This window comes from Comamonas composti DSM 21721, assembly GCF_000429845.1.
GTDB classification, from domain to species: domain Bacteria; phylum Pseudomonadota; class Gammaproteobacteria; order Burkholderiales; family Burkholderiaceae_C; genus Comamonas; species Comamonas composti.
The window spans coordinates 205,222-229,148 of sequence record NZ_AUCQ01000012.1 but is presented as its reverse complement, the minus strand read 5'-3'; the positions used below and the strand labels follow the sequence as shown (position 1 = coordinate 229,148).

The 23,927-nt window shown below is 66.1% G+C and carries 24 protein-coding genes; 7 read left to right on the top strand and 17 right to left on the bottom strand.

Translation table 11 applies throughout. From position 1 onward, the window contains the following. Positions 1-96 precede the first annotated feature (96 nt). The 7 genes from G486_RS0108975 to G486_RS0108945 all read right to left on the bottom strand — a co-directional run bounded on the left by G486_RS0108975 (position 97) and on the right by G486_RS0108945 (position 8,220). Positions 97-819 (bottom strand): MgtC/SapB family protein, encoded by a 723-nt coding sequence (locus G486_RS0108975; protein ID WP_027015243.1) that lies wholly within the window; start codon positions 817-819, stop codon positions 97-99. Positions 820-943: 124 nt separating this feature from the next. Next, positions 944-3,688, bottom strand: a complete 2,745-nt coding sequence (gene mgtA / locus G486_RS0108970; RefSeq protein WP_027015242.1) for a magnesium-translocating P-type ATPase — start codon at positions 3,686-3,688, stop codon at positions 944-946. 18 nt (positions 3,689-3,706) lie between these two features. Continuing rightward, a complete protein-coding gene (locus G486_RS21885; protein ID WP_051303333.1) occupies positions 3,707-4,105 on the bottom strand; it encodes a hypothetical protein in 399 nt (132 codons plus the stop codon). Between the two features lie 224 nt (positions 4,106-4,329). Continuing rightward, the gene (locus G486_RS0108960) at positions 4,330-4,533 is read right to left on the bottom strand and encodes a hypothetical protein (RefSeq protein WP_027015241.1); all 204 of its coding nucleotides are present in this window, start codon (positions 4,531-4,533) and stop codon (positions 4,330-4,332) included. A gap of 381 nt (positions 4,534-4,914) precedes the next feature. Then, the gene (locus G486_RS21880; protein WP_051303331.1) at positions 4,915-6,729 is read right to left on the bottom strand and encodes a lysoplasmalogenase family protein; all 1,815 of its coding nucleotides are present in this window, start codon (positions 6,727-6,729) and stop codon (positions 4,915-4,917) included. Positions 6,730-6,829: 100 nt separating this feature from the next. Then, positions 6,830-7,471 carry a histidine phosphatase family protein gene (locus tag G486_RS0108950; protein WP_027015240.1) on the bottom strand — a complete coding sequence of 214 codons (642 nt, stop codon included), beginning with the start codon at positions 7,469-7,471 and terminating at the stop codon, positions 6,830-6,832. Positions 7,472-7,599: 128 nt separating this feature from the next. After that, positions 7,600-8,220 carry a TetR/AcrR family transcriptional regulator gene (locus G486_RS0108945; RefSeq protein ID WP_027015239.1) on the bottom strand — a complete coding sequence of 207 codons (621 nt, stop codon included), beginning with the start codon at positions 8,218-8,220 and terminating at the stop codon, positions 7,600-7,602. Positions 8,221-8,356: 136 nt separating this feature from the next. On the opposite strand from G486_RS0108945, the gene fabF reads away from it, so the two are divergent. Further along, complete coding sequence (gene fabF / locus G486_RS0108940; RefSeq protein WP_027015238.1) at positions 8,357-9,655, top strand: beta-ketoacyl-ACP synthase II; 1,299 nt, start codon at positions 8,357-8,359, stop codon at positions 9,653-9,655. 26 nt (positions 9,656-9,681) lie between these two features. On the opposite strand, the gene G486_RS0108935 is transcribed toward fabF, so the two are convergent. The 6 genes from G486_RS0108935 to G486_RS0108910 all read right to left on the bottom strand — a co-directional run bounded on the left by G486_RS0108935 (position 9,682) and on the right by G486_RS0108910 (position 13,657). Continuing rightward, a complete protein-coding gene (locus G486_RS0108935) occupies positions 9,682-10,179 on the bottom strand; it encodes a DUF2501 domain-containing protein (RefSeq protein WP_027015237.1) in 498 nt (165 codons plus the stop codon). 206 nt (positions 10,180-10,385) lie between these two features. After that, positions 10,386-10,598: a hypothetical protein gene (locus G486_RS0108930; protein ID WP_156919964.1), complete on the bottom strand. Its 213-nt coding sequence runs from the start codon at positions 10,596-10,598 to the stop codon at positions 10,386-10,388. A gap of 41 nt (positions 10,599-10,639) precedes the next feature. Beyond that, positions 10,640-11,338 carry a hypothetical protein gene (locus G486_RS0108925; protein WP_027015235.1) on the bottom strand — a complete coding sequence of 233 codons (699 nt, stop codon included), beginning with the start codon at positions 11,336-11,338 and terminating at the stop codon, positions 10,640-10,642. A gap of 146 nt (positions 11,339-11,484) precedes the next feature. Then, positions 11,485-12,477 (bottom strand): tRNA 2-thiocytidine(32) synthetase TtcA, encoded by a 993-nt coding sequence (ttcA, locus tag G486_RS0108920; RefSeq protein ID WP_027015234.1) that lies wholly within the window; start codon positions 12,475-12,477, stop codon positions 11,485-11,487. Further along, a complete protein-coding gene (locus G486_RS0108915) occupies positions 12,471-12,842 on the bottom strand; it encodes a dihydroneopterin aldolase (RefSeq protein WP_027015233.1) in 372 nt (123 codons plus the stop codon). Before G486_RS0108915 ends, ttcA begins: the two co-directional genes overlap by 7 nt. 29 nt (positions 12,843-12,871) lie before the next feature. Then, the gene (locus G486_RS0108910) at positions 12,872-13,657 is read right to left on the bottom strand and encodes an SDR family oxidoreductase (RefSeq protein WP_027015232.1); all 786 of its coding nucleotides are present in this window, start codon (positions 13,655-13,657) and stop codon (positions 12,872-12,874) included. Between the two features lie 116 nt (positions 13,658-13,773). On the opposite strand from G486_RS0108910, the gene G486_RS0108905 reads away from it, so the two are divergent. The 4 genes from G486_RS0108905 to G486_RS0108890 all read left to right on the top strand — a co-directional run bounded on the left by G486_RS0108905 (position 13,774) and on the right by G486_RS0108890 (position 16,558). After that, positions 13,774-14,787, top strand: a complete 1,014-nt coding sequence (locus tag G486_RS0108905; protein ID WP_034387077.1) for a class I SAM-dependent methyltransferase — start codon at positions 13,774-13,776, stop codon at positions 14,785-14,787. A 9-nt stretch (positions 14,788-14,796) separates the two neighbouring features. After that, positions 14,797-14,997 carry a DUF2905 domain-containing protein gene (locus G486_RS0108900; protein WP_027015230.1) on the top strand — a complete coding sequence of 67 codons (201 nt, stop codon included), beginning with the start codon at positions 14,797-14,799 and terminating at the stop codon, positions 14,995-14,997. An 80-nt stretch (positions 14,998-15,077) separates the two neighbouring features. After that, positions 15,078-15,515 (top strand): thioredoxin TrxC, encoded by a 438-nt coding sequence (gene trxC / locus G486_RS0108895; RefSeq protein ID WP_027015229.1) that lies wholly within the window; start codon positions 15,078-15,080, stop codon positions 15,513-15,515. 188 nt (positions 15,516-15,703) lie between these two features. Further along, positions 15,704-16,558, top strand: coding sequence for an acid phosphatase (locus G486_RS0108890; RefSeq protein WP_034387018.1), 855 nt, complete (start codon positions 15,704-15,706; stop codon positions 16,556-16,558). Positions 16,559-16,566: 8 nt separating this feature from the next. Here the strand turns inward: G486_RS0108890 and G486_RS0108885 are convergent, their stop codons facing one another. The 3 genes from G486_RS0108885 to G486_RS0108875 form a co-directional block, all read right to left on the bottom strand. Further along, positions 16,567-17,736 (bottom strand): multifunctional CCA addition/repair protein, encoded by a 1,170-nt coding sequence (locus tag G486_RS0108885; protein ID WP_027015227.1) that lies wholly within the window; start codon positions 17,734-17,736, stop codon positions 16,567-16,569. A 197-nt stretch (positions 17,737-17,933) separates the two neighbouring features. Further along, entirely contained in the window at positions 17,934-18,617 is a 684-nt protein-coding gene (locus tag G486_RS0108880; RefSeq protein WP_027015226.1) for a glutathione S-transferase family protein, read from the bottom strand. A 176-nt stretch (positions 18,618-18,793) separates the two neighbouring features. Further along, positions 18,794-20,209: a GntP family permease gene (locus G486_RS0108875; protein ID WP_034387014.1), complete on the bottom strand. Its 1,416-nt coding sequence runs from the start codon at positions 20,207-20,209 to the stop codon at positions 18,794-18,796. 256 nt (positions 20,210-20,465) lie between these two features. On the opposite strand from G486_RS0108875, the gene queC reads away from it, so the two are divergent. Continuing rightward, on the top strand, positions 20,466-21,197 hold the full coding sequence (queC, locus tag G486_RS0108870; protein WP_027015224.1) for a 7-cyano-7-deazaguanine synthase QueC: 732 nt from the start codon (positions 20,466-20,468) through the stop codon (positions 21,195-21,197). Between the two features lie 118 nt (positions 21,198-21,315). Here queC and G486_RS0108865 read toward each other — a convergent pair whose 3' ends face one another. Continuing rightward, positions 21,316-21,906 carry a 5-formyltetrahydrofolate cyclo-ligase gene (locus G486_RS0108865; RefSeq protein WP_027015223.1) on the bottom strand — a complete coding sequence of 197 codons (591 nt, stop codon included), beginning with the start codon at positions 21,904-21,906 and terminating at the stop codon, positions 21,316-21,318. Positions 21,907-21,923: 17 nt separating this feature from the next. Here G486_RS0108865 and G486_RS0108860 point away from each other — a divergent pair, with 17 nt between their 5' ends. Further along, positions 21,924-23,903 (top strand): lytic transglycosylase domain-containing protein, encoded by a 1,980-nt coding sequence (locus G486_RS0108860; RefSeq protein ID WP_027015222.1) that lies wholly within the window; start codon positions 21,924-21,926, stop codon positions 23,901-23,903. Positions 23,904-23,927: the final 24 nt, after the last annotated feature.

Below are 23,927 nucleotides of genomic sequence, written 5' to 3'. Positions count from 1 at the left end.
CCGGCGCGGCACAGCTCAGGGACGCCGAGCAAGAGCCGCCTCGCGGCGAAGGCGTCCGTCCCCCTCGGGGGGAAGGCGCGCAGCGCCTCAGGGGGCTCAAGAATCATCCGTGCCCGCATTCCAGAATGCCTGCAGCACGCCGGGCACGGCCTCGATGCTGGTGATCACGCGGTCGAGCTCGGCTGCATCCACCGAGGTCGCATAGAGCATGGCCTCGATCTCCGTGTCCTGGGGACCGAAGGCATGGGTTTCCACGCCGCGCACGGGGTAGCTCGCGGCTTCGAGCATGTCCAGCATCTGCTCGCGCACATCGCCTTGCGCGCTGCGGTGGCAGATCGCATAGACGTAGTAGGTGGCCTCGGCCGATTCGTCGTTCACGGGGCGGCGGTTGATGCGGTTGACCACGGGGCGCAGCAAGGTGTTGGCGGCGATCACGAACAGCGTGGCGATGCCGGCCTCGCCAATCATGCTGGCGCCTGCGCAGGCGCCCACGGCGGCCGAGCCCCAGAGCGTGGCCGCGGTGTTCAGGCCCGTGATGTTGGCGCCTTCCTTCATGATCGCGCCCGCGCCCAGAAAGCCCACGCCCGAGACCACATAGGCGACCACGCGCGTGGCCATCTCGGGCCCGGCCAGGCGCACGGCCAGGTCCACGAACACGGCCGCGCCCACGGCCACCAGCGTGTTCGTGCGCAGGCCGGCCGTGCGCTGGCGCACCTGGCGCTCCAGGCCTATGAGTGCGCCGCAGACAAAGGCCGCCGTGAGGCTGACGATGGTGTCCAGCATGGCGCCGGGGTTGAAGTTTTGCAGGGCCATGAGCATGGCGGAGAGCTTTCAGGGGTGGCGTTGATAAAGGGCTGGAGTCTGGCGCGGACAGAAGTGGGGCAGGTGCTGGGCTTTGAAGCGCAGCACCTGCCCGAACCGGATTGGCGTCAGTCCCGGGCTGCTACCAGCCGTAGCGCGCAATGTAGACGCGCTTGAGCAGCGTGGTGAGTACAGCGTAGCCGAGCAAGATGGCAATCATCCACGGAAAGTAGCTGCCGGGCAGCGCCGTCATGCCGAAATACCCAGCCAGCGGCCCCATGGGCAGCCAGATGCCCACGGCCATGATGGCCGCCGTGGCGCCCAGAAGCGGCCAGGCGGGGCGGCTTTGCAGGAACGGGATCTTGGGCGTGCGGATCATGTGCACGATCAGCGTCTGCGTGAGCAGGCCCACGACGAACCAGCCCGACTGGAACAGCGACTGCTGCTCCGGCGTATTGGCCGCGAACACAAACCACATGAGCGCGAAGGTCAGTATGTCGAACAGCGAGCTGATGGGGCCGAAGAACAGCATGAAGCGGCCCAGGTCGGCAGGGTTCCAGCGCAGCGGCTTGGCCACGAGTTCGTCGTCCACGCGGTCGAAGGGAATCGCGATCTGGGACAGGTCGTACAGCAGGTTTTGCACCAGCAACTGCAGCGGCAGCATGGGCAGAAACGGGATGAAGGCCGAGGCCACGAGCACCGAGAACACGTTGCCGAAGTTGGAGCTGGCCGTCATGCGTATGTACTTCAGCATGTTGCTGAACGTGCGCCGGCCCTCGAGCACGCCTTCTTCGAGCACCATCAGGCTTTTCTCGAGCAGGATGATGTCGGCCGCCTCCTTGGCGATGTCCACGGCGCCGTCCACGCTGATGCCGATGTCGGCGGCGCGCAGTGCGGGCGCGTCATTGATGCCGTCGCCCAGAAAGCCCGTGACATGGCCGTTGGCGCGCAGCGCGCGCACGATGCGCTCCTTGTGCAGCGGCGTGAGCTTGGCGAACAGCTGGCCGCGCTCGACCACCACGCGCAGCTTGGCATCGTCCATGTGCTCGATGTGCGTGCCCAGGATGGCGTTTTTCACATCCAGCCCCACATCGCGGCAGACCTTGGCGGCGACGAGCTCGTTGTCCCCGGTCAGCACCTTCACGGCCACGCCGTGCGCGGCCAGGGCGCTCAGGGCCTCGGCCGTGCTTTCCTTGGGCGGATCGAGAAAGGCCATGTAGCCGACCAGGGTCAGGCCCGATTCGTCGGCCACGCTGTAGTCCGCCTTGTGCGGCGGCACCTCCTTCATGGCCACGGCGACCACGCGCAGGCCTTGCTGGTTGAGCTCGCGCGTCACGCGGCGCACGGCGGCCAGCTGCTCCTCGTCCAGCGCCAGGGTTTGCGAGTCATGGCGCAAATGGGTGCAGACCTGCAGGATTTCCTCGACCGCGCCCTTGCAGATCAGCTCATGGTGATGCTCGCGCTCGGCCACGACCACCGACATGCGGCGGCGCTCGAAGTCGAACGGAATCTCGTCCACCTTGCGGTAGTCGTCGGCCAGGCGCAGCGAGTGCTGCAGGTCCATGTGCTCCAGCACCGCGTGGTCCAGCAGGTTTTTGAGGCCGGTCTGGTAGTAGCTGTTGAGATAGGCGAGCTGCAGCACCTCGTCGTTGGCCTGGCCCAGAACATCGGTATGGCGCTCGAGCACGATCTTGTCGCGTGTCAGCGTGCCGGTCTTGTCCGTGCACAGCACGTCCATGGCACCGAAGTTCTGTATCGCGTCCAGGCGCTTGACCACGACCTTGCGCCGCGACAGCAGCACCGCGCCCTTGGCCAGCGTGGAGGTCACGATCATGGGCAGCATCTCGGGCGTGAGGCCCACGGCCACGGACAGTGCGAACAAGAAGGCCTGCCCCCAATCGCCCTTGGTATAGCCGTTGATGAACAGCACGATGGGCACCATCACCGCCGCAAAGCGGATCAGCAGCCAGCTCACGCTGTTGACGCCGGTCTCGAAAGCCGTGGGCGCGCGTTCGGTATCCGTGACGCGCGTGGCAATCGTGCCGAAGTAGGTGCTGTTGCCCGTGGCCAGCACCAGGGCCAGGGCCGAGCCCGAGACCACGTTGGTGCCCATGAACAGCAGATTGCTGGCATCGAGCACGCCTGCGCCGCTGCTGGCGCTGGCATCGGCGCGCTTTTCCACGGGCAGGGACTCGCCCGTCATCGAGGCCTGGCTCACGAACAAGTCCTTGGCGCTGAGCACACGGCAGTCGGCCGGGATCATGTCACCGGCCGAGAGCGCGATCAAATCGCCGGGCACGACCTCCCGCATCGGCAGCTCATGGCGGCTGGCCTGCCGTCCAAACTCTGCAGGCTGCTCGCTGTGGGAACGGTCTTCTTGCGGGGGATGATCGCTTTTGCGCAGCACCGTGGCCTCGTTGCTGACCATGGCCTTGAGCCGGGCGGCTGCCTGGTTGGAGCGGCCCTCCTGCACGAAGCGCAGCAGTGTGGAGACCAGCACCATGGTGGCTATGACCACGGCGCCCTGCATGTCGTCGGTGGCCAGGGAGACTGCGGCCAGCAGGGTCAGCAGCAGATTGAACGGGTTCTTGTAGCAATACCAGAGATGCAGCCAGGCGGGCAGCGGCTTCTCGTGCTCGACCTCGTTGGGGCCGAATTTCTCCAGGGCCTGCAGGGCCTGCTCAGGGCTCAGGCCGTTATCGCTCGACCCCTTGCGCAGCAGCACGGCATCCACATCGTCGCGCGAGGCGCGCAGCAAATCGCGCGTGAGCGCGGGCGAGATCGATCGGCTGCTGCCCGGGCCCGAAGGCAGGGCGCTGCGGCGGAAAAGGCTGAGCGAACGGCGGCTGCGCAAAAAGGCCGCAAACCAGTGCTTGAACTGACGCATGCTATCTCTCCCCGGCCGTCAGGCGCGGCCGTGTTGAAGACTGGAGCATAGCCAGCTCCAGTTACGTTGGCATGTCTCCATGAGGCGCCGGCCCAGAGGCGCCTGCCCGGGCGCGGCCGCATGGGCCAGCCAGCTGCGGCGTGCCTGGGTGTTCAGGTGGCTGTAGACATGGGCGCGGTCCTGGGGCGACAGCAGGGACAGGACATCGGCCTGCTGGCGTGCGCTCAGCGCCTGCAGGGCATGGGCAAAAATCCTTGCGCCATGGAGTTCGTAGAGCGCGCAGAGCTGGTCCACGCGGCGCTGGACGATGGCGTCCTGCAGGGCCAGCTCCAGCGTATTCATGCGGCTCGAACGGCCGGCTGGATGATGATGGGCGGTGACGGCATGCGTGCCGTGCACCAGCTTGGTGTGTTGCATAGGGCTCTCCTCTTGTGGGCCGACCGAGGAAAGCCCGGAGCTCAAAGCATGAGCGCAAGCCTCCCGGCGAAGGCCTGGGAATTCAAAAATGCCGTGCCATCGTGGGCACGGGGCAAGGCCGCTGGCGTCAGCGGCCGGGGGCGATCAAGGCAAGATCGATGAGGGTCGGGGTCCATGGGAACTCCTTTCTTGCAAAGACGAGGGCGGCGGGCCAAAGCCAGGCTTTAGCGCGCCTGCATGCGCAGAAAGCTGCGGATGCGGTGCGTAGGCCAGTGGGTCTGAAGATCCAGAGCCATTGCGTTTTCCAGCGGCGTGGGCGTATGAGACCCGGACGCTGTACCCGCACGCTCAGCCATACGGCCGGTGCGGGACGCGGCAGCCCGATGGGGCTGGCCTTGCACGACGGAACGGATTGGGGGCTGGGTCATGGCACTCTCCTTGGCGAACCAGAAGATCTGCCCATGGCGCAAGCCGTCAAGCAAGCTGCTGCAATGCATTCATGCATCGCGCAGACAACAGTGAAAAACAAAAGGTGTGACCCGGCATCGAGACCGGGAGTGCTCAAGCGCCAGGGCGCATGAACATGCACATGAGCGGCTCAATCATGGAGCGGCTGGTGCGGCACACAAGGGAAATCGCGGCGGTGGATGGGAGTCTTGCTGGAAGGTGACCAGCAGCCCCGTCTTCTTGGGCGTTGCTTAGTCAGCCAGCAGGGCAGCCATTGCGGCGCACTGTTTATCACTGGTTGAACTGGCACTGTCCACAGGAAGAACTCCGGTAATTGCGATCCGGGCATTATAAGCATTCACTTACTTGAGGTCAAGCATGTGCTCGCATTTTCTCGGGTTTCCCCGATTGTGCGCCTGCTTTTTCTGGCTTTCTCGCAGCCAGCCATGGAGCATGAGCAACTGTGCAGCGTAGTAGGTGGACAGCACGCATATCTGGGCGCCGTCAAAGGGCTGGACGAAGCGGTTGGTTGCGAGCAGCGAGTCGCTGAGCACGAACAGGCAGGCGCCGACGGCAACCTGGGTCGCCGCAGCGCTGCCACCCGTGCCCGCAAGATGGGTAGCGCGCCCCACAGCCTGGGCCGCCATGAGAGCAATCACCAGCACATAGGCTGCGACCGGCAGGCGCAGGGCCGCTGGCAGGCCTGCCAGCCACAGAAACACATACATGGCGACAGCAAGCAGCAGCACGAGCCGCAGCGAAGGCCTGTGGGCCAGCCAGGGCGCGTCCTGGCGCAGCAAGGCCGTATAGGCCAGATGCGCGAGCAAAAAGCTCGTCAGCCCAGGAATGAACAGCCCGGGCAGCATGAGAAACACATCACCGGCCAGAGAGAGTGCAAGTGCTGCGCCCAGCAGCCAGGCGGCCTGTGAAGGCCGTCCCATGGCCGCCAGGGCGGCGCTGTCGCGCCAATGTGTGGCGAGTGCGACCAGCGCCAGCACCATGGTCAGGGGCTTGAACAGCCAGTGCCAATGCACAAGGCCCAGGGCGCTGGTGGCCGTGGCCAGGGCAGCGGCCTGCAGCGCCAGCCCCAGCCAGAGGTTGATGCGTCCCTGCATGATGGCGCCCAGCGCCCACTGGCTGGCGAGCAGCACGCCAAACCACAAGGCATTGGCGGCAAGGCCGGCCTGGTCGGCCTGCCACAGAAAGGCCGCGACGCCACCCATGAGCGCGAGAAACTGGATCACGGCAAACCAGCGCAGCCCGCGCGACATGGGCGGCTCGTAAAGCGTGCGGTGCGCGTCCAGATCGAAGGCCGGCCGGGGAAAGCGCGCTGCCACATCCTCGGGCCGCCAGCCAGGGGGCTTGAGCCAGACGCGGATCTTGTCGCCAAGGTTTTTCGCATGCCAGCTGTCATGGGCCAGTTGCCGGTAGACCGCTGCATTGGCCCAGAGCGGATCCCAGCTTTGCAGCAGGCCGCGCGTGCCGTAGACGCAGGGCTCGCTTTCATCCTCGGGCTTGAACGTGCCGAAAAGACGATCCCAGATGATGAGAATGCCGCCGTAGTTCTTGTCCAGATAGGGCTCGTTGACCGCATGGTGCACGCGGTGGTTGCTGGGGGCGCAAAACCAGCGGTCGAACCAGCCCAGCCGCCCGACCTGCTCGGTATGCACCCAGAACTGGTAGAGCAGATCGATGAGTGCGACCACGGCAAACACCAGGGGCGGTACACCGGCCAGGGCCATGGGCAGATAAAAGATCCAGCCCAGAAGCACGCCCGAACTGGTCTGGCGCAAGGCCGTGGACAGGTTGTAGTCCTGGCTTTGATGGTGTACCGCATGAGCGGCCCAGAGCACGCCGACCTCATGGCCCATGCGGTGCAGCCAGTAGTAGCAGAAATCGTAGAACAGCAAGGCCAGCAGCCAGCCTGGCGCACTGGTCCAGAAAGCCTGGTTCTTCCAGAGCGCCAGATGGCTGAAGGCGGCCGTGTACAGGCCCAGGCTCAGCAGCTTGGTGAACACGGCGCTGGTCTGGCTCAGCATGCCCAGGCTGATCGAGCTGATGGCATCGGCCAGGCGGTAGGCCCGGCGCCCGCGCCGGACGCTGACAGCCCATTCGAGCACGATCAGCAACAAGAAGACCGGGCTCGCGAAAACAATGACTTGGCTGGCGGAGAGCATGAGCCGGGATTGTGGCGGGCCCGTGCACTTGCGCGCCTAGGGTTGGCACGGGTGGGTAGGCGATCTTGCTCACCCATGGCGCCGTGCATGGAACACGCTCTCAGGCCCAGGCTTCGTCGCGCACACCAGAGTCCAGATGCTGCGCGTCGCCCCAGCCGACCAGACTCAGACCCTCGGGAGTCCACAGCAGCCGGTTGATGCTGGCATTGCCCAGCTCCCAGCTGCGCGGTGCCTGCAGGTCCTGGTGTGTGGCCAGGCGATAAAGCATGTCCATGACGCCGCCGTGGGCCACGAGCACGATTTGCTGATCTGCATGGCGGCTGGCCAGGCGCCCGACCACGCCTTCTATGCGCTCGCGCAGCATGAGCAGCGACTCGCCGCCGCCTGCAGGCACGAACTGCGGGTCACGCTGGCGCCAGCGCATGGCGTCCTCAGGATGGCTGGCCTCTATTTCCTTGAAGGTCTGGCCTTCAAAGCTGCCAAAGCAGCGCTCGCGCAGACCTGCATCGGCAACCAATGGCGCGCCAGTGGAAAGCGCCACGGCCTGCGCCGTGGCATGGGCACGCAGCAGGTCGCTGCTGTAGATCGTCGTCACTGGCTCATGTGCCAAGGCCTTGCCGGTGCGTGCCGCTTGCCACAAGCCTTTGTCGTTGAGCGGAATATCCAGATGGCCCTGGATGCGGGCATCCACATTCCAGGCGGTTTCTCCGTGACGTATGGCAATGATTCGGGTGACTTGCATGTTTGCGGGGCAGTGTCAAAAGGCTTTAGTGTGGCCCAAGCCGCAATGACCCTGACCATGGAAACCGTCTCTGCCATGGCAGGTCGCGATGAGCTTGGGGCTTGTGTATTGAGCGTGCAGGCCTGCGCTCAGGTTGGCCCCGGATCTGGCGCCAACTGCGCCCGCAGCGTGGCCAGAATTTCCTCGGACAGCGCGGGGTTGCCAGCGGCCGTGGCACGGGCCAGCACCAGGGCGCCGACCATGCTGGCCAGGGTGGTGATGGTGGTGGCGCGTTCCTCGGGTGTCAGCGGGCGTTGCACACCTTCGCCTGCGGGAATCAGGGCGCGGGCAAAGCGCTGGATATTGCCTTCCACGCCCTGGGCAAACACCTCCGACATTTCCGGCCCGGCCCGGGCCGCATCCACGGCCAGTGCGGCGGCGGGGCAGCCTTCGCCGGGGTGGTCGCGGTGGCTGCTGGACAGATAGCCGTGCACCAGCGCCTGCAGCCTGGCCTGCGGATCGGCATCGCCATGCTGGCCATCCAGCGCGGCCAGGGGCGTGATGGTCCAGTCAAAGGCGCGCAAACAGGCTTCGCGCGCCAGTGCGTCCTTGGATTCGAAATGGCGGTACAGGCCGCCATGGGTCAGGCCGGCGTCGCGGGTGATGTCGGCCACGCCCACGCCGGCCAGGCCATGTTCGCGGTAGAGGCGGGCGGCGGCATCCACGATGCCAGCACGGTTTTCGGCCGCTTGGGCCTTGGAGACTTTCATGTTTTTAGATGATGCGCATCATCAAAACAAATTATGATGATGTTCGTCATCATAAATGCCGGTGCTGCCGGTGACCCTCCATGAAGCCGATAAAGCCATTTCCTTTCCCTCTTGCTGCACTGGCCGGAGGCCGTCCATGAGCCGCCGCGTGGTCATCACCGGCCTGGGCCTGGTCTCGCCGCTGGGTTGCTCGGTAGAGCTGGCCTGGCAGCGTTTGTTGGCCGGCCAGTCCGGCATACGTGCGCTGGCCCCCGCCGTCTGCGAAGGCCTGGACACCCGCATTGCGGGCCGCGTGCCGGGGCTGGACGAAGATGCCGAAGGTGGCTGGAACGCCGATGCCGTGGTCTCACCCAAGGAGCAGCGGCGCATGGACCGCTTTAGCGCCATGGCCCTGGGCGCAGCCGGCCAGGCCCTGAGCCATGCCGGCTGGCAGCCGCAGACGGCGCAGCAGCAGGAGCGCACGGCCACGGTGATTGCCTCGGGTGTGGGCGGCTTTGGCGCCATTGCCGAGGCGGTGCGCACCACGGATACGCGCGGGCCTTCGCGGCTGTCGCCCTTTACCGTGCCGGCTTTTCTGGTCAATCTGGCTGCTGGCCATGTCTCCATACGCCACGGGCTCAAGGGCCCGATTGGTGCGCCGGTCACGGCCTGCGCCGCCAGCATCCAGGCCGTGGGCGATGCGGCCCGCTTGATCCGCGCCGGTGAGGCCGATGTGGCCTTGTGCGGCGGCAGCGAGGCCTGCATAGACCGCGTCAGCCTGGGCGGCTTTGCGGCGGCCAAGGCCTTGTCCAGCGGCTTCAATGACAACCCTAGCCAGGCCTCGCGCCCCTTTGATGCGGCGCGTGACGGCTTTGTCATGGGCGAGGGCGCCGGCATGCTGGTGCTCGAATCGCTGGAGCATGCGTTGGCGCGCGGCGCCACGCCGCTGGCCGAGGTGCTGGGCTATGGCACCAGTGCCGATGCCTACCACATCACCTCCGGCCCGGAAGACGGCAACGGCGCACGCCGTGCCATGGAAATCGCCCTGGCCCAGGCGCAGTTGCAGCCGGGCCAGATTCAGCATCTGAACGCCCATGCGACCTCCACCCCGGTGGGGGACCGGGGCGAGCTGGCCGCCATACGTGCCGTGTTTGGCGAGGCCACTGCCAAAGGGGCAGGCCCCGCTATCACTGCCACCAAATCGGCCCTGGGCCATTTGCTGGGCGCGGCCGGTGGCGTGGCCAGCATCTTCACCGTGCTGGCCCTGCGCGATCAGAGGGTGCCGCCGGTGCTGAACCTGGAGCAGCCCGATGTGCTGGCTGAGGGGCTGGACCTGGTGCGCGGTGCGGCCCGGCCCGTGGCCATGCAGCACGCCTTGCTCAACGGCTTTGGCTTTGGCGGGGTGAACGCCTCGCTGGTGCTGGGGCGTTACCCGGGCTCAGAAAATTTCTTGTAAAGAAGTGGCTGTGCCGTCCTGGTCGATCACAGAAAGGACTTGGCGTTGTCCAGCACCATGTCGCAGGCTTTCTCTTTCAGATCGCCCTTGATCTTGTCCATATTGAAGCTCTTGCCGCCGTCGCCCTTGATCACGCCCATCAGGCCGTCCTTGTAGCCCTGGTCCTTGGGCTCCTCCTTCTGGGGCAGGCCGAGCTTGCCCAGCAGCTGGTCCTTGACCTGTTCTGCCTTGTTGGCGTTCAGGTAGTTGTTCTGCATGCAGTAGGTGATGACGCCAGCTGCATTGCTGGCCGTGCCTGATCCGGCCATGCCTGTCAGGCCGGCCAGGCCTGCTGCACCGGCCCCGCCGCCGCCCAACAGGCTTCCCAGGTCTGCATTGCTGCTTTCGCTGGTGGCGCTGCCGGAGTCATTGCCCAGCTTGGAGGCGCTGTCGCGCAGTTTGTCACCCCAGCCTGCGGCCTGAGCAGGCAGAGCGGCGGCTGCCAGCATGGTGGTCAGCAAGGCTGTGGCCAATGTGGTTTTCATGGGTATGTCCTTTCCTGTGAGCTTGGGGTCCTGAAGCCGGGGGTGTTGAACCAGCCTCCGGAGATCTTTGCCCTGCGGGTTTGCCAATCCTCGCCATGGCCAGGGCCATGACTGCGGTTGGCAACTTGCCCGGCTGTGGTCCCGGGCCATGGTCGATTCAACAAGCCTCCGGCTCGATGCCTGAGGGAGCGAAGTTACAAACGGTATCACACAACAGGAATGACCCTGATGGTCTTGTGAGATGGGGCCGGTGGCTCGCTGCAACAGCCCAGAGAGGCCGTGGTCTCTTGGTGCCCGCGGTCGCGTTTGAACACCAGGTGCGGGTCGGCCCCGGCTTCCATCAGCGAGCCGCTCGTCAAGGCCGGCAGATCGGGGGCAGGGCAAAGGCCGGCGCACGCATGGGCCAGTTGGGAGGGCATGAAAAAGGCCTGCATTGCAGGCCCGGGATGGAGGTGCGAGCTTACCTGCTGGGTGTGACCGCACCTGTGGTGGGCTGGGGCGCTGCGGCAGGGGCGGCGGCGGGTGCATTTGCGCCAGCCGCTGCAGGCTGGGCTTTCTCCAGCGTGGTGCGCACCACGCGCGCGCCCTGGGGCGGCTTGGGAAAGCCGGTGAGCGCGGCGTCGAACAGAATGCCGAAGATGGCCGGGTCGTCGGTCCAGATATCCTGGCGGCGGGCCGAGGTCTCGTAGACGATTTGCTGGGTCCTGGCATTGCGCATCACGATGCTGACCGCCCGGTAATACTCGAGCGGCGGGCCGTCGAACATGAAGTTGCCGCCAAAGCCCATGCCCCAGCCACCGCGGCCAAAGCCCATGCCCCAGCCCCAGCGCGGGCCCCAGGGGTCGTAATAGGGCCAGGAGGCGTAGTCGCGCGCATAGCGCGCCTCGGCACCGATCTGCACCACAAGGCCGGCGTGGCTGTCGTCACGCGTGAGGCCCACGCGGGCCAGGGCCTGCTGGGCCTGGCTTTCCACGGTGGCAAACTGCGTGGGCACCTCGCGCTGCGAGGGCAGCAGCTCCAGCCTGTAGGTGGGCGGGGATGGAAGGGCCTCCAGTGTGGAATAGCTTTGCACCGTGCTTTGCACTTCGCGCACGCTGGCGCAGCCCGAAAGCAGGGCTGCGGCCATGAGCGCCATGGCATAGAAAGCGCGCAGTTTCATGGTGTTCTCCTCGTATGAAAAAAGGCCTGCGCAAACAGGCCTTGGTTGGAGAGGCTGGCCGGCCATTAGTTCAGGCACGGCCAGGTAAAGCCAGATTCACGATTATCCATGGCGCGGCCCGCAGGCCTCAGAGCGTGTTCACGATCTCAGGACGAGAGCTGGACCACCTGCAGGCCGGAAAGCCCGGGGAGGCCGGGCGCCATGGGCAGCTCTTCGTGATCGAAGGCCGTGTCGCCGTCGGGGTCGGCAATGCCCGTGGCCTTGGCGTTCTTGAAGTCGTGCAACTGGGGGTCCATCATGTGCGTGGTCACGATGTTGCCCATGGCGCGGAACATGCTCTCGATGCGGCCCGGGAATTTCTTCTCCCACTCGCGCAGCATCTCGCCCACGGCGACGCGCTGCAGGCCGTCCTGGCTGCCGCAGAGGTTGCAGGGAATGATGGGAAAGTTCTGATACTGGGCCCAGCGTATGGTGTCCTTTTCGGGCACATAGCACAGGGGGCGGATCACCACATGCTTGCCGTCGTCGCTGACCAGCTTGGGCGGCATGCCCTTCATGCGGCCGCCGTAGAACATATTGAGCATCATGGTCTGCACGATGTCGTCGCGGTGGTGGCCCAGGGCCAGCTTGGTGCAGCCCAGCTCGTCGGCCACCTTGTAGAGAATCGCGCGGCGCAGGCGCGAGCACAGGCCGCAGGTGGTCTTGCCCTCGGGCACCACGCGCTTGACCACGCTGTAGGTGTCCTGGGTTTCGATGTGGTAGTCCACACCGATGCTCTTGAAGTACTCGGGCAGGATGTGGTCGGGAAAGCCGGGCTGCTTCTGGTCCAGGTTCACGGCCACCAGGCTGAACTTCACGGGCGCGCGCTTTTGCAGCTTGCGCAGAATGTCCAGCAGGGTGTAGCTGTCCTTGCCGCCGGACATGCAGACCATGATCTTGTCGCCCTCTTCAATCATGTTGAAGTCGAGAATAGCCTTGCCCACTTCGCGGCACAGGCGTTTTTCGAGCTTGTGCTGCTCGCGCTCGATCCTGATCTTGCCGGGCCTGGCTTCGGCCGCAGTCTCGGTGCAGGGCTCGGCGATGGCGTCCTCGGCCATCCAGGGGTTGTCGGTCACTACTGCATTCATGGGGCTCACCATTGTCCGGTTTCGATGCGGATGGCGACTTCGCAGTCGTCAAAGATTTCCAGCTTCGCGATTTTCACGCGCACGCCCAGCACGCCGGGCAGTTGCATCAGGCGCTGGGCCAGCTTGCCGATCAGGCTCTCCAGCAGGTTCACATGCTCGGCGCGGCATTCGTCGATGATGATCTGGCGCACCTTGCGGTAGTCCAGCACATGGAGGATGTCGTCGTCGCGCGGCGCCAGGGGCTGGGGGCCGAGGTGCAGCTCGGCATCGACCTGTATCGGCTGGGGGGTCTGTTTTTCGTGGGCAAGAATGCCCAGGTTGGCGTCGAAGCGCAAACCTGTGAGCGTCAGAATCTGTTGTCCGGTGGCGGAGTTCATGGCAGGGAAGGATTGGAGCACCGGGGTGCTTACATCAGGGAAAAATCGCGTTCAAAGCGTTGCAGGTGCTGGCCGCCATCGACCAGCAGCGTGGTGCCCGTCATGGACTGGTTGTCCAGCGCAAAGCACACTGCAGAGGCCACATCGGCCGCACTCGACGAGCGCCCCAGCGGGCTCAGCCGGTGCAGGGCCTCGAAGCGCTCCTGGCTCAGCAAGTGACTGGTCAGGGTCAGGCCCGGGGCCACGCCGACCACGCGCACCAGCGGCGCCAGGGCCAGGGCCAGCATGGTGCCCGCGGCTTCCAGCGCGGCCTTGGACAGGGTGTAGCTCAGAAAGTCGGGATTCTGGTTCCAGAGCTTCTGGTCCAGCAGGTTGACCACGGCGCCCCGGGCATCGGGCTCGCCGGCCTCGATGCGCGCGCGCATGTGCTCCTGCAGGCCCTGGGCCAGCACGATGGGCGCGCCGGTATTGCTGAGCAGATGGGCCTGCATGGCCTGGTAGCCAAAGCTGGCCGCGTCGTCGTGCTCGAACAAGGAGGCGTTGTTGACCACGGCGTCGAGCCGGCCAAAGCGCTGGACCACTCTTGAAATGAGAGCGCGTACCGCTTGCTCATCATTGAAATCAGCCTGAAAGCTATCGCTATCGCCCGATAGATCAGTGCAAGCAGCTACTGTTTCGAGAGCGTCCTGCTCCGAGTCCCGGTAATGCACGGCCACCCGCCAGCCCGCGCGGGCCAGGGCCTGCGCGATATCACGGCCCAGGCGCCGGGCGGCGCCGGTCACCAAAACAGTGCGTTGAAGGGCGGGATTGGACATTGAAGGACAATGGGCGGATTGTGACGAATAAGCCCTCAAGTTTAACCAGCGCCCTGCAAACCCGTGTGGCGCAAGAGATTGCCCTGGCCGGCGGCTGGCTGGGATTCGACCGCTTCATGGCGTTGGCGCTCTACGAGCCCGGCCTTGGCTATTACGCGAATGAGACGGCCAAGTTCGGCGCCATGCCCGCGACGGGCAGCGATTTCGTGACCGCGCCCGAGATCTCGCCCGTGTTCGGCCAGCTGCTCGCGGCCCAGGTGGCCGAGGCCCTGGACAAGACCGCCACGCGCGAGATCTGGGAGTTCGGCGCGGGCACGGGCGCCCTGGCCCTGCAAATCCTCGACGAGCTCGCGGCGCTCGGCGCCCTGCCCGAGCGCTACACCATCGTCGATGTCTCGGGCACGCTGCGCGCACGGCAAAAGCTCAGGCTCACCCCATACGAACACCTGCTGCACTGGGCCGATGCCTTGCCCAGCAGCCTGGAGGCCGTGCTCGTGGGCAACGAGGTGCTGGACGCCATGCCCGTGCAATTGCTGCAGCGCACATCCGGCATCTGGCACGAGCGCGGCGTGGTGCTGGCGCCGGATGGCGCCCTGGCCTGGGAGGATCGCCCGACCGAGGCGCGCCCGCCCATGGAGATCGAGGGCGGGCACGACTATCTGACCGAAATCCATGCCCAGGGCGAGGCTTTCATCCGCACGCTGGGCGAGACGCTCACGCGCGGCGCGGCCTTCTTCATCGACTACGGCTTTGGCGAGAGCGAGTACTACCACCCCCAGCGTCACATGGGCACCCTGGTCTGCCACCGGCTGCACCAGGTGGACAGCGATCCGCTGGCGGATCTGGGCCTCAAGGACATCACGGCCCATGTGAACTTCACGGGCACGGCCGTGGCCGCGCAGGATGCGGGCTTCGAGGTGCTCGGCTATACCAGCCAGGCGCACTTCCTCATCAACTGCGGGCTGGCGGCCAAGCTCGATGCGCTCAAGCTGCAGCAGCGCTCCATGGCTGCCAAGCTCATGATGGAGCATGAGATGGGCGAGCTGTTCAAGGTCATAGGCCTGTCCAGGGGGGTCGAGCCCTGGGCGGCGCTGGGATTTTCCAACGGTGACCGCAGCCACCGCCTGTAGGCCTGTTGCATGATTCGCTGGCTGATCGTCATTTTTCTGGCCTTGCTGCTGATCAACGGCCTGCATGCCTGGCTGGAGCGCATAGGCCTGGGGCGGCTGCCCGGAGACCTGCGCTTCAAAGTTTTTGGGCGCGAGATTTTCCTGCCCCTGGCCAGCACCGTGGTGCTGAGCCTGATCGCGGCCCTGGTCGCCAAGCTGCTCCGAGCTTGAAGCCGCGCGCCATGCCCGCATCTGTGCGCGTATCCCGTATCCCGTATCCCGTATCCCGTATCCCAATACACGGCCACGCTATGACCACCGACAAGCTGCACCTCGTCTGCCCCCATTGCCACACCACCAACCGCATCGCCGGAGACCAACTGGGCAGCGCGCCCGATTGCGGCAGTTGCCATCAGCCGCTGATCACGGCTGAGCCCGTGGAGCTCGATGGCCCAAGCTTTGCCCGCCATGTTCAGCGCAGCCAGATCCCGGTGGTGGTGGATTTCTGGGCGCCCTGGTGCGGACCCTGCCGCATGATGGCGCCAGCGTTCGCGCAGGCGGCGCGCGAGCTCGCACCCGGCGTGCAGCTCGTCAAGCTGGACACCGAGGCCCATGGCGCGGCGGCCGCGCCCCATGGCATTCGCAGCATTCCCACCATGGTGGTGTTCAAGCAAGGGCGCGAGCTGGCGCGCATCTCGGGCGCCATGCCTGCGGGCGAGATCGTGCGCTGGGTGAAGTCGGTGCTGTGAGATCGTAAACACGTTCTGAGAGCGTGTTCACGCTCTGAGGCCCGTGGCGCGGCAGCCGCGACCGGCAGGACCAGGAACGCGATGGTGGACAAATGTCCGGGCTGTCCCGTGTTTGATTGTGCGCGGCCATGGCAGCCATCAGTCTCTGCTGGCTTGCGCTGGCAAGCCTATTCCAACGGAGACAAACCATGAACACACCGCTTTTGCCGCTGACCCTTGCTGCGGCGCTGCTGGCCTCGGCCTGCACCACCGTCGCACCGGCTTCGCAGCCTCCGACTTCGGCCGAGCAGGTCGGCGAGCTGAGGCCGGGCTCCGGCTATCTGCGCGGCTATCTGGAGCGCAGCGAACTGCCTGACAGCCTGGCGCTGCTGCCGCCGCCGCCGGCCCAGGGCTCGGCCGCACTGGCTGCCGACGAACAGGCTTTTCGCACCCTGACCGCGCTGCGCGGGGGTGAGCGCGGCGTGCAGGCCTACAAGGATGCCCAGCTGAAGTTCCCGCAGGCCGCGAGCGCGTTTTCCTGCGCCCTGGGTGTGGAGGTGTCGCAGAAGAACACGCCGCATCTGAACATGCTGCTGCGTCGCACGCTCGGCGATGCGGGGCTGGCCACCTACAAGGCCAAGGACAAATACCAGCGCATCCGGCCCTTTGTGGCGTTCAAGCAGGCCACCTGCACGCCCGAGGACGAGGCCGCGCTGTCCAAGGACGGCTCCTACCCTTCGGGCCATTCGGCCATAGGCTGGGCCTGGGCCCTGGTGCTCACCGAGGCCGCGCCCGAGCGCGGCGACGCTCTGCTGCAGCGCGGCCGCGCCTTTGCCCAGAGCCGTGGCGTCTGCGGCGTGCACTGGCTCAGCGATATCGAGGCAGGTCGGCTCGTGGGCTCGGCCGCCGTGGCACGCTTGCATGGCAACGCCGTCTTCCAGGCGCAGCTGGCGGCTGCCAGGCAGGAGATTGCGCAGGCGAGGCAAAAGGGCTGGGTGCCGGCTGCCGAGAGCTGTGCGGCCGAGGCGCAGGCCCTCAAGACCTCGGTGCAGCTCGCTCCGTAGACCGGCTCTCAGCCGCGGCCGGATAGGCAGGCCGCAATCGCCTGCTCGCGCGCCTGGGCGATGGCCTCGCCAACGGCGCGGCCCTGCAGGCCGCGCCGCGCCGCATCCTGGGCAATGGGGGCCGTGGCCACGGCCAGCGCTGTTTGCAGAATCCCGCTCAGGCGCTCGCGCTGGGCATAAGGGGCAGGCTGCGGCTGTGTGTGGCTGCGCGCATCGCATTCGCAGACCGCAAGGGCCTGCTCGAAACGCTGGGGCTTGCGCAGCGCATCGCAGCGCTCCAGCAGGCTCAGCAGGCCTGCGGCATCCAGCGCGGTGCTGGCGTGGATGGCATTCCGCTCGCGCACCACAAGCTCGGCCAGCTCCCGGCAGTCATTGGGCACGCGCCAGCGCGCGCAAACGGTTGACACAAGGGCGGGATCGAGCTGCAGGCACAGGCAGGCAAAGCGCACGGGCAGCGGCGCATCCAGTTGCGCGGCCAGATCCAGCATGTGCAGCAGATGCTCGCCGGCCTGGGGTGACTGCCAGAGCGCGTCGATCTCGGGCAGCAGCACGGCCAGGGCCTGGCAGGCGCGCAGCACCTCGAACATGCGCGAGGGCTTGTCTTCCATGAGACCGCGCGCCATCTCCTGCCAGACACGCTCGGCCACCAGGGCGTCGGCCTCGCCCTCGGCCACCATCTCGTGCATGAGCGCCAGAGTCTCGGGCGCCACGGAAAAATCGTGGAAGCGTGCCGCAAAACGCGCGACACGCAGAATGCGCACCGGGTCTTCGCGAAACGCCAGCGTCACATGGCGCAGCACGCGGTGTTGCAGATCGCGCTGGCCGTTGTAGGGGTCGAAAACGGCGCTATCGCCCGTCCAGTCAGCGGGAGCAGCGATCGCGTTGATGGTCAGATCGCGGCGTGCCAGGTCTTCCTCCAAGGTCACATCGGGCGAGGCCAGCACGGTGAAGCCGTGATAGCCGATGCCGCTCTTGCGCTCGGTGCGCGCCAGCGCGTATTCCTCATGAGTTTTGGGGTGGAGAAACACCGGAAAGTCGCGGCCCACGGGCACAAAGCCCTGGCCTGTCATCTGCGCGGGCGTGGCACCGACCACGACCCAGTCGCGGTCATGCATGGGCCGCCCCAGCAGCCGGTCGCGCACCGCACCTCCCACCATGTACACCTGAAATTCGCTCATGCGCAGATGGTAGCCATGATTTTGCCTGGCGCTGTGGAGGAGATTCAAACGTCCGCTGCTCGCTAAAAAGCGCTTCGCTATTTCGCGTTTGACACAAGGCGCTTGAAACCGGCGCGGCCCCACGCCAGGGACGGCGAGCAAGAGCCGCCTCGCCGCGAGGCTGTCGTCCCCCTTCCAGAAGGACGGCGCAAAGCGCCTCAGGGGGTGGTCCTGTACGGCTCTTCAAACGCCCTGAAATCCTTCTCGGCCAGGGCCGCCTGCACCCATTCCTGCACGGCGGGCAGGGCGCGCACGCGGCGCACATAGGCATCCATGTCGGCGGTCAGCGGCAGCCCGTAGGTGAGCAGGCGCATGCATACCGGAGCGAAGAAGGCATCGGCAATGCTGAACTGGCCGAACAGCATCGGCCCTTCGGCCTGGGCCAGCAGTGGCTGCCACAGCTGGGACAGCTGGGACAGGTTTTCGCGCAGCGCCGCATGCTCGTTCCACAGGCGTGCGCCGACTTCGGGCAGCTGGGCTTCGATGTTCATGGGGCATAGCGAGCGCAGCGCGGAAAAGCCGCTGTGCATCTGGCTGCAGAGACTGCGTGCGCGGGCCCGACTGGCGGCCTTGGCGGGCCATAAATGCTTTTCGGGGAACAGCTCGGCCAGGTATTCGCAGATCGCGAGGCTGTCCCAGACAGAGAGCTCGCCGCTGACCAGCACGGGCACATTGCCCGCAGGCGATAGCGCCAGGGCGCGCTGCTTGAAGGCCGACTGGGCGTCGAAGCCGTCAAAGCGCAGCATGACTTCCTCGAAGGTGATGCCGGCCTGGCGCATGAGCACCCAGGGCCGCATGGACCAGGAAGAGTAGTTCTTGTTGCCTATGTACAGAGTCAGCATATGGGGCGCTCTCTTCAGGGACTGAGGAGCGGCTAGATTACCTCAGGCGAATCCGCCGCGTGAACGGCCAACAAACTGTTTCCTGGAGCGTGTTCACGATCTCTGCGCAGGCGCGCTGCCGCGTGGAAGCGCTCCCGGGAAAAGGGTCAAAGGACAAGGGCGCTGGCGCCTTGCCGTCAAAACGCGCCGAACCAGGTGCCCAGCGCAATCACCAGCGCCAGGGCCGGCAGCGGGAACAGCATGGTCACGGCTGCGATGTCGCCATAGGACTGGCGGTGGCTGAGCTTGCAGATCGCCAGCAGGGTGATGATGGCGCCGCAATGGGGCAGGGTGTCCATGCCGCCTGCAGCCATGGAGGCTACGCGGTGCAGCAGCTCGGGGCTGATGCCTGCGCTTCTGGCCATCTCCAGGTAGTCCGAGCCCAGGGTCTGCAGCGCAATGCTCAGGCCGCCGGAGGAGGAGCCCGTGATGCCGGCCAGCACGTTCATCGCAATGGCTTCGGAGATCAGCGGATTGTCCGAGACGCGCAGCACGGCGTCGCGGATCAGCGCAAAGCCGGCCAGCGAGGCGATGACGGCGCCGTAGCCGACTTCCGAGGCCGTGTTGAACAGCGGCAGCATGAAGCCGAACACGCCCTGGTTGAGCGTGGTCTTGAGATCGTGCCAGTGGCCCAGGCGCGCCACGATGAGCGTCACGCAGGCCACGATCAGGGCGATGATCAGTGCCCACAGGCCCGTGAGCTTGGCAGGGTCGAGCTTGGGAAAACGCTCATTCATAAAGCCCAGATCCAGTGCAGGGAACACCCAGTAGGTGAACAAGGCGTTGATGCCGATCACCAGCACCAGCGGCAGCAGGGCCAGGGCCAGAGGCAGGCGCGCATGGCGCGCGGCCTCGGCGGCGGCCTGCTCGGGCGAGTGGGTGGCGCCGGCCTCGTTTTCCTCGTGCTCGCCATAGCCCTCGCCTGCGGCACGGGCGCTGGCCGCGCGGCGCAGCAGCCAGAACAGGCCGCCGCCCAGCATGACGGCGGCGGCAATCAGGCCCAGGCCCGGCGCGGCAAACACATTGGTGCCGAAGAAGGGAATGGGAATCGCGTTCTGTATGGCCGGCGAGCCCGGCAGCGCCGTCATGGTGAAGGTGAACGAGCCCAGGGCGATCGAGGCCGGCACCAGGCGCTTGGGAATGTCGGCCTCCTGGAACAGATTGCGCGCAATCGGGTAGATCGCAAAGGCCACCACGAACAGCGAAACCCCGCCATAGGTGAGCAGGGCGCAGGCCAGGACCACGGCCACGATGGCGCGCGTCTTGCCCAGGGTGCGCACAATCCAGTGGGCCAGCGTGCTGGCCGCGCCCGAGTCGGCCATGAGCCGCCCGAACAGCGCGCCCAGCAGAAAGATCGGCAGGTATTGCAGCACATAGCCGCTCAGGGCCGACATGAAGGTGTCGGTATACAGTGGCAGCAGCCAGCGCCCGTCTCCGGACAGCAGCACGGCGACGGTCGCCATCAGCGGGGCCAGCAGCAGCACGGTGATGCCGCGATAGGCCAGGAACATCAGCAGGGCCAGGGAAACAATCACCGCAAGAATGCTCAGCATGCCCGCTCCTTCCGGCCCAGCGGGCGCAACTCGAAACTCTTCAAATCTCAGCTCTCCTGCCCTGGTATCGCCGCCAGCCGGCCTCTTGTGGGGCTGGCGCAGTGTAGCCACGGCCTGTGACGGCCCGGGCCGCACAGGGGCATTGCTTGATGCAGCTCAAGTCCTGGGCCTGCAGGGCTTGCGCAGATCCTCGGGCGGAATGGCGAAAAACCATGTACGGCACGGATCTGCGCGCAAGCCGGTTTAATCTGCCTCCATGCAAGAGCAAACTTCTTTTCAGCCGGGGACGCACACAACGGCCCTGGTGCTGTTTTCCGGCGGCCAGGATTCCACCACCTGCCTGGCCCAGGCCCTGAGCCAGTACGAGCGTGTGGAAACCCTGGGCTTTGACTACGGCCAGCGCCACAGCGTGGAGATGCAGGTGCGAGAGCAGGTGCGGCAGAAGCTGGTCAGCGGCTTCCCCGACTGGGCGCCGCGCCTGGGGCCCGACCATGTGCTGAGCCTGGACGTGCTGCAGCAGATCGGCGGCTCCTCGTTGACCGAGGAGGTGGCCTTTGCAATGCAGGCCGACGGCCTGCCCAACACCTTTGTGCCGGGGCGCAATCTGCTGTTTCTCACGCTGGCCGGAGCCCTGGCCTACCGGCGCGGGCTCACGGTGCTGGTCACGGGCGTGTGCGAGACCGATTACTCGGGCTACCCCGATTGCCGCGACGACACCATGAAGGCCATGCAACTGGCGCTCAACCTGGGGCTTGCGCGCCGGCTGCGCGTGGATGCCCCGCTGATGTGGCTGGACAAGGCCCGGACCTGGGCCCTGGCGCATGAGCTGGGCGGCGATGCGCTGGTGGAGCTGGTGCGCCGCGACACCCATACCTGCTACCAGGGCCAGCGCGAGACGCTGCACGATTGGGGTTATGGTTGCGGCAGTTGCCCGGCCTGCGAGCTGCGTGCCAAAGGCTGGCAGCGCTGGCGGGCGAGCCAGACATAAGCATTGAAACAGGAGCTGCTCGCGCTTGCTAGACGTGGATTTCGGCTATGAAAAAGTCTGAAATCCAATCAGGACAAGTGCTAACAGCTCATATTTTTGATGAGAAGAGCCTGTGGACCTACAGGCCGCTCAGCCCCGGCTGGGGCCAGACCACGCCCAGGTCGTTGAGGATGGCGTCCAGCGGCAGATCGTGGGGCTCGGGCTCGAACTCGTCGATATAGCCGCAGCCATAGCCCAGGCCCACGGTGAAGGGGCGCGGCGTGAGCTCGGCCAGCGTGCGGTCGTAAAAGCCGCCGCCATAGCCGAGGCGGTAGCCACCGGCCGCATAGCCCACGCAGGGCACGAACAGCAGCGTGGGGTTGATGATCTCGGTGTCCTTGGGCTTGGGTATCCCGTAGGCGTCCTCCTCCATGGGGCAGCCCGGGTACCATGCATGAAAGCGCAGCGTCTTGTGCTGCTTGTCGATCACGGGCAGACCAATCCTGCGCCGCTGTGGCGTGCCCTGCAGCTCGCCGTCCTCTTTCCAGCGGTGCAATGCGGGCAAGGGGTCGAATTCAGCCTTGATGGGCCAATAAGCTCCTATAACAGCATCTGGCCTTTCAACAAGCCAAAAACGCATGACTTGCTGCAGTGCATGAGCGCGCTGCAAGCGGTCGGGAAGGTTTTGGCGCATATCCACCAGACGACGGCGTAGGGCTGTTTTGTCCATCACAGATAATTTCCTCCATGCACTGGTTGAAGATTTTGACACCGCTTGTAGCGGCCTCCGTTGGGACCATCGCAGCCACGTCTGCTTTGGCGCAAAACCGTGGCGATGAAGTATTGCTGCAAATGCAGCAGGCTTTCCGCAAAAACGACAAGGCCAAGCTGAGCCAGCTTTTGCCTTCGGCGCGCGACCACATCCTCGAACCTTGGGCCGCGTACTGGGAACTCAAGGCCAGGCTCGATGATGCAAGCGCCGAAGAGGTGCAGGCCTTTCTCACGCGCTGGGCCGGCACTTATCAGGAGGACAGGCTGCGCAACGACTGGCTGCTGCTGCTGGGCCAGCGCCGCGACTGGGAGCGCTTCGACCAGATGCATGCAGCCTACCGCATGCGCGACGACCGGGCGGTTGCCTGCTACGCGCTGATCGTGGACAGCCTCAAGGGCCAGGGCGCGCCCGACATGGGCCGCCAGGTGCGCGACCTGTGGTGGGCCCAGCGCGACTATGACGACGGCTGCACCTATGCGGCCGGCGAGATGGTGGCGGCCAAGAAGATGGGCTCGGCCGAAGTCTGGCGCAAGGCGCGCCAGGCGGCCGAGATCAACCGTCAGCGCGTGGTACGCGAGGCCGTGGCCCTGGTCGCGCCCGAGGCCCTGCCGCATGTGGCCCAGCTGTTCGCCTCGCCGGCCAAGTACCTGCTGGGCCGCTCCAAGGTGCGTGGCGCCGTGCCCAAGGAGCTGGCCCTGCTGGCCTTGATACGCATGGCGGCCAGCGACCCCGATGGCGCGGCGCGCCAGCTCGAAGGCGGCTGGGGCGCCAAGCTCTCGGCCGAGGAGCTCAACTGGGCCTGGGGCGTGGTCGGCAAGCAGGCTGCGCTGAACCTCAGGCCCGAGGCCGCGGTCTACTTTGCCAAGGTGCGCAAGAACAGCGACCTGAACGACGATCTGCTGGGCTGGAAGGCGCGTGCCGCCCTCCGGGCCGGCGACTGGAAGACCGTGCGCCAGAGCATCGACGCCATGGGCGATGAGCGCAGCGACCCGGCCTGGGTGTACTGGAAGGCGCGCTCCCTGCTGGCCGGCCGGCCCGGGGAGGCGGAGCGCATCCAGGCCCGGCAACTGCTGGAGAGCGTGGCCAGCACGCGCGGCTTTTATGAGCAGCTGGCGCTGGAGGACCTGGGCCTGCGCATCACCGTGCCGCCCGCGCCCGAGCCGCTCACGGCCCAGGAAAAGGCTGGGGCGCGCGCCAACCCGGGCCTGGTGCGCGGCCTCTATGCGATACAGGCAGGCCTGCGCAGCGAGGGCGTGCGCGAATGGAACTATGCGACGAATATGCACGACAGCGGCGGCATGGGCGAGCGCGAGCTGTTGGCCGCAGCCGACTTCGCCTGCCAGCGCCAGATCTGGGATCGCTGCATCAACACCAGCGAGCGCACGCGCAGCTTTGCGGACTGGAGCCAGCGCTATCCCATGCCCTTTCATGACACGGTGCTTGCGCGCTCGCGCGACATCGGGCTGGACCCGGCCTATGTCTACGGGCTGATACGCCAGGAGAGCCGCTTCATCATGGATGCCCGCTCGGGCGTGGGCGCCTCGGGGCTGATGCAGGTCATGCCGGCCACGGCGCGCTGGACGGCGCGCAAGATCGGCATGACGGACTTCGTGCCCTCCATGATCAACGACCGTGATGTGAACATCACCATCGGCACCGCCTATCTCAAGCTCGCCCTGGACGACTTCGACGGCTCCATGGCCCTGGCGGCCGCAGGCTACAACGCGGGCCCGGGCCGGCCGCGCAACTGGCGCAACGGCCCTGTGCTCGATGCCGCGATCTGGGCCGAGAACGTGCCCTTCACCGAGACGCGCGACTATGTGAAGAAGGTGCTGGCCAACACCACCAACTACGCGGCCCTGATCACGGGCCAGCCCCAGTCGCTGCGCGAGCGCCTGGGCAGCGTAGGGCCCAGGCCCACGAACGAGGCCGCGCCCATGAAGGACCTGCCTTAGAGCGTGTTCACGATCTCCTTGCGG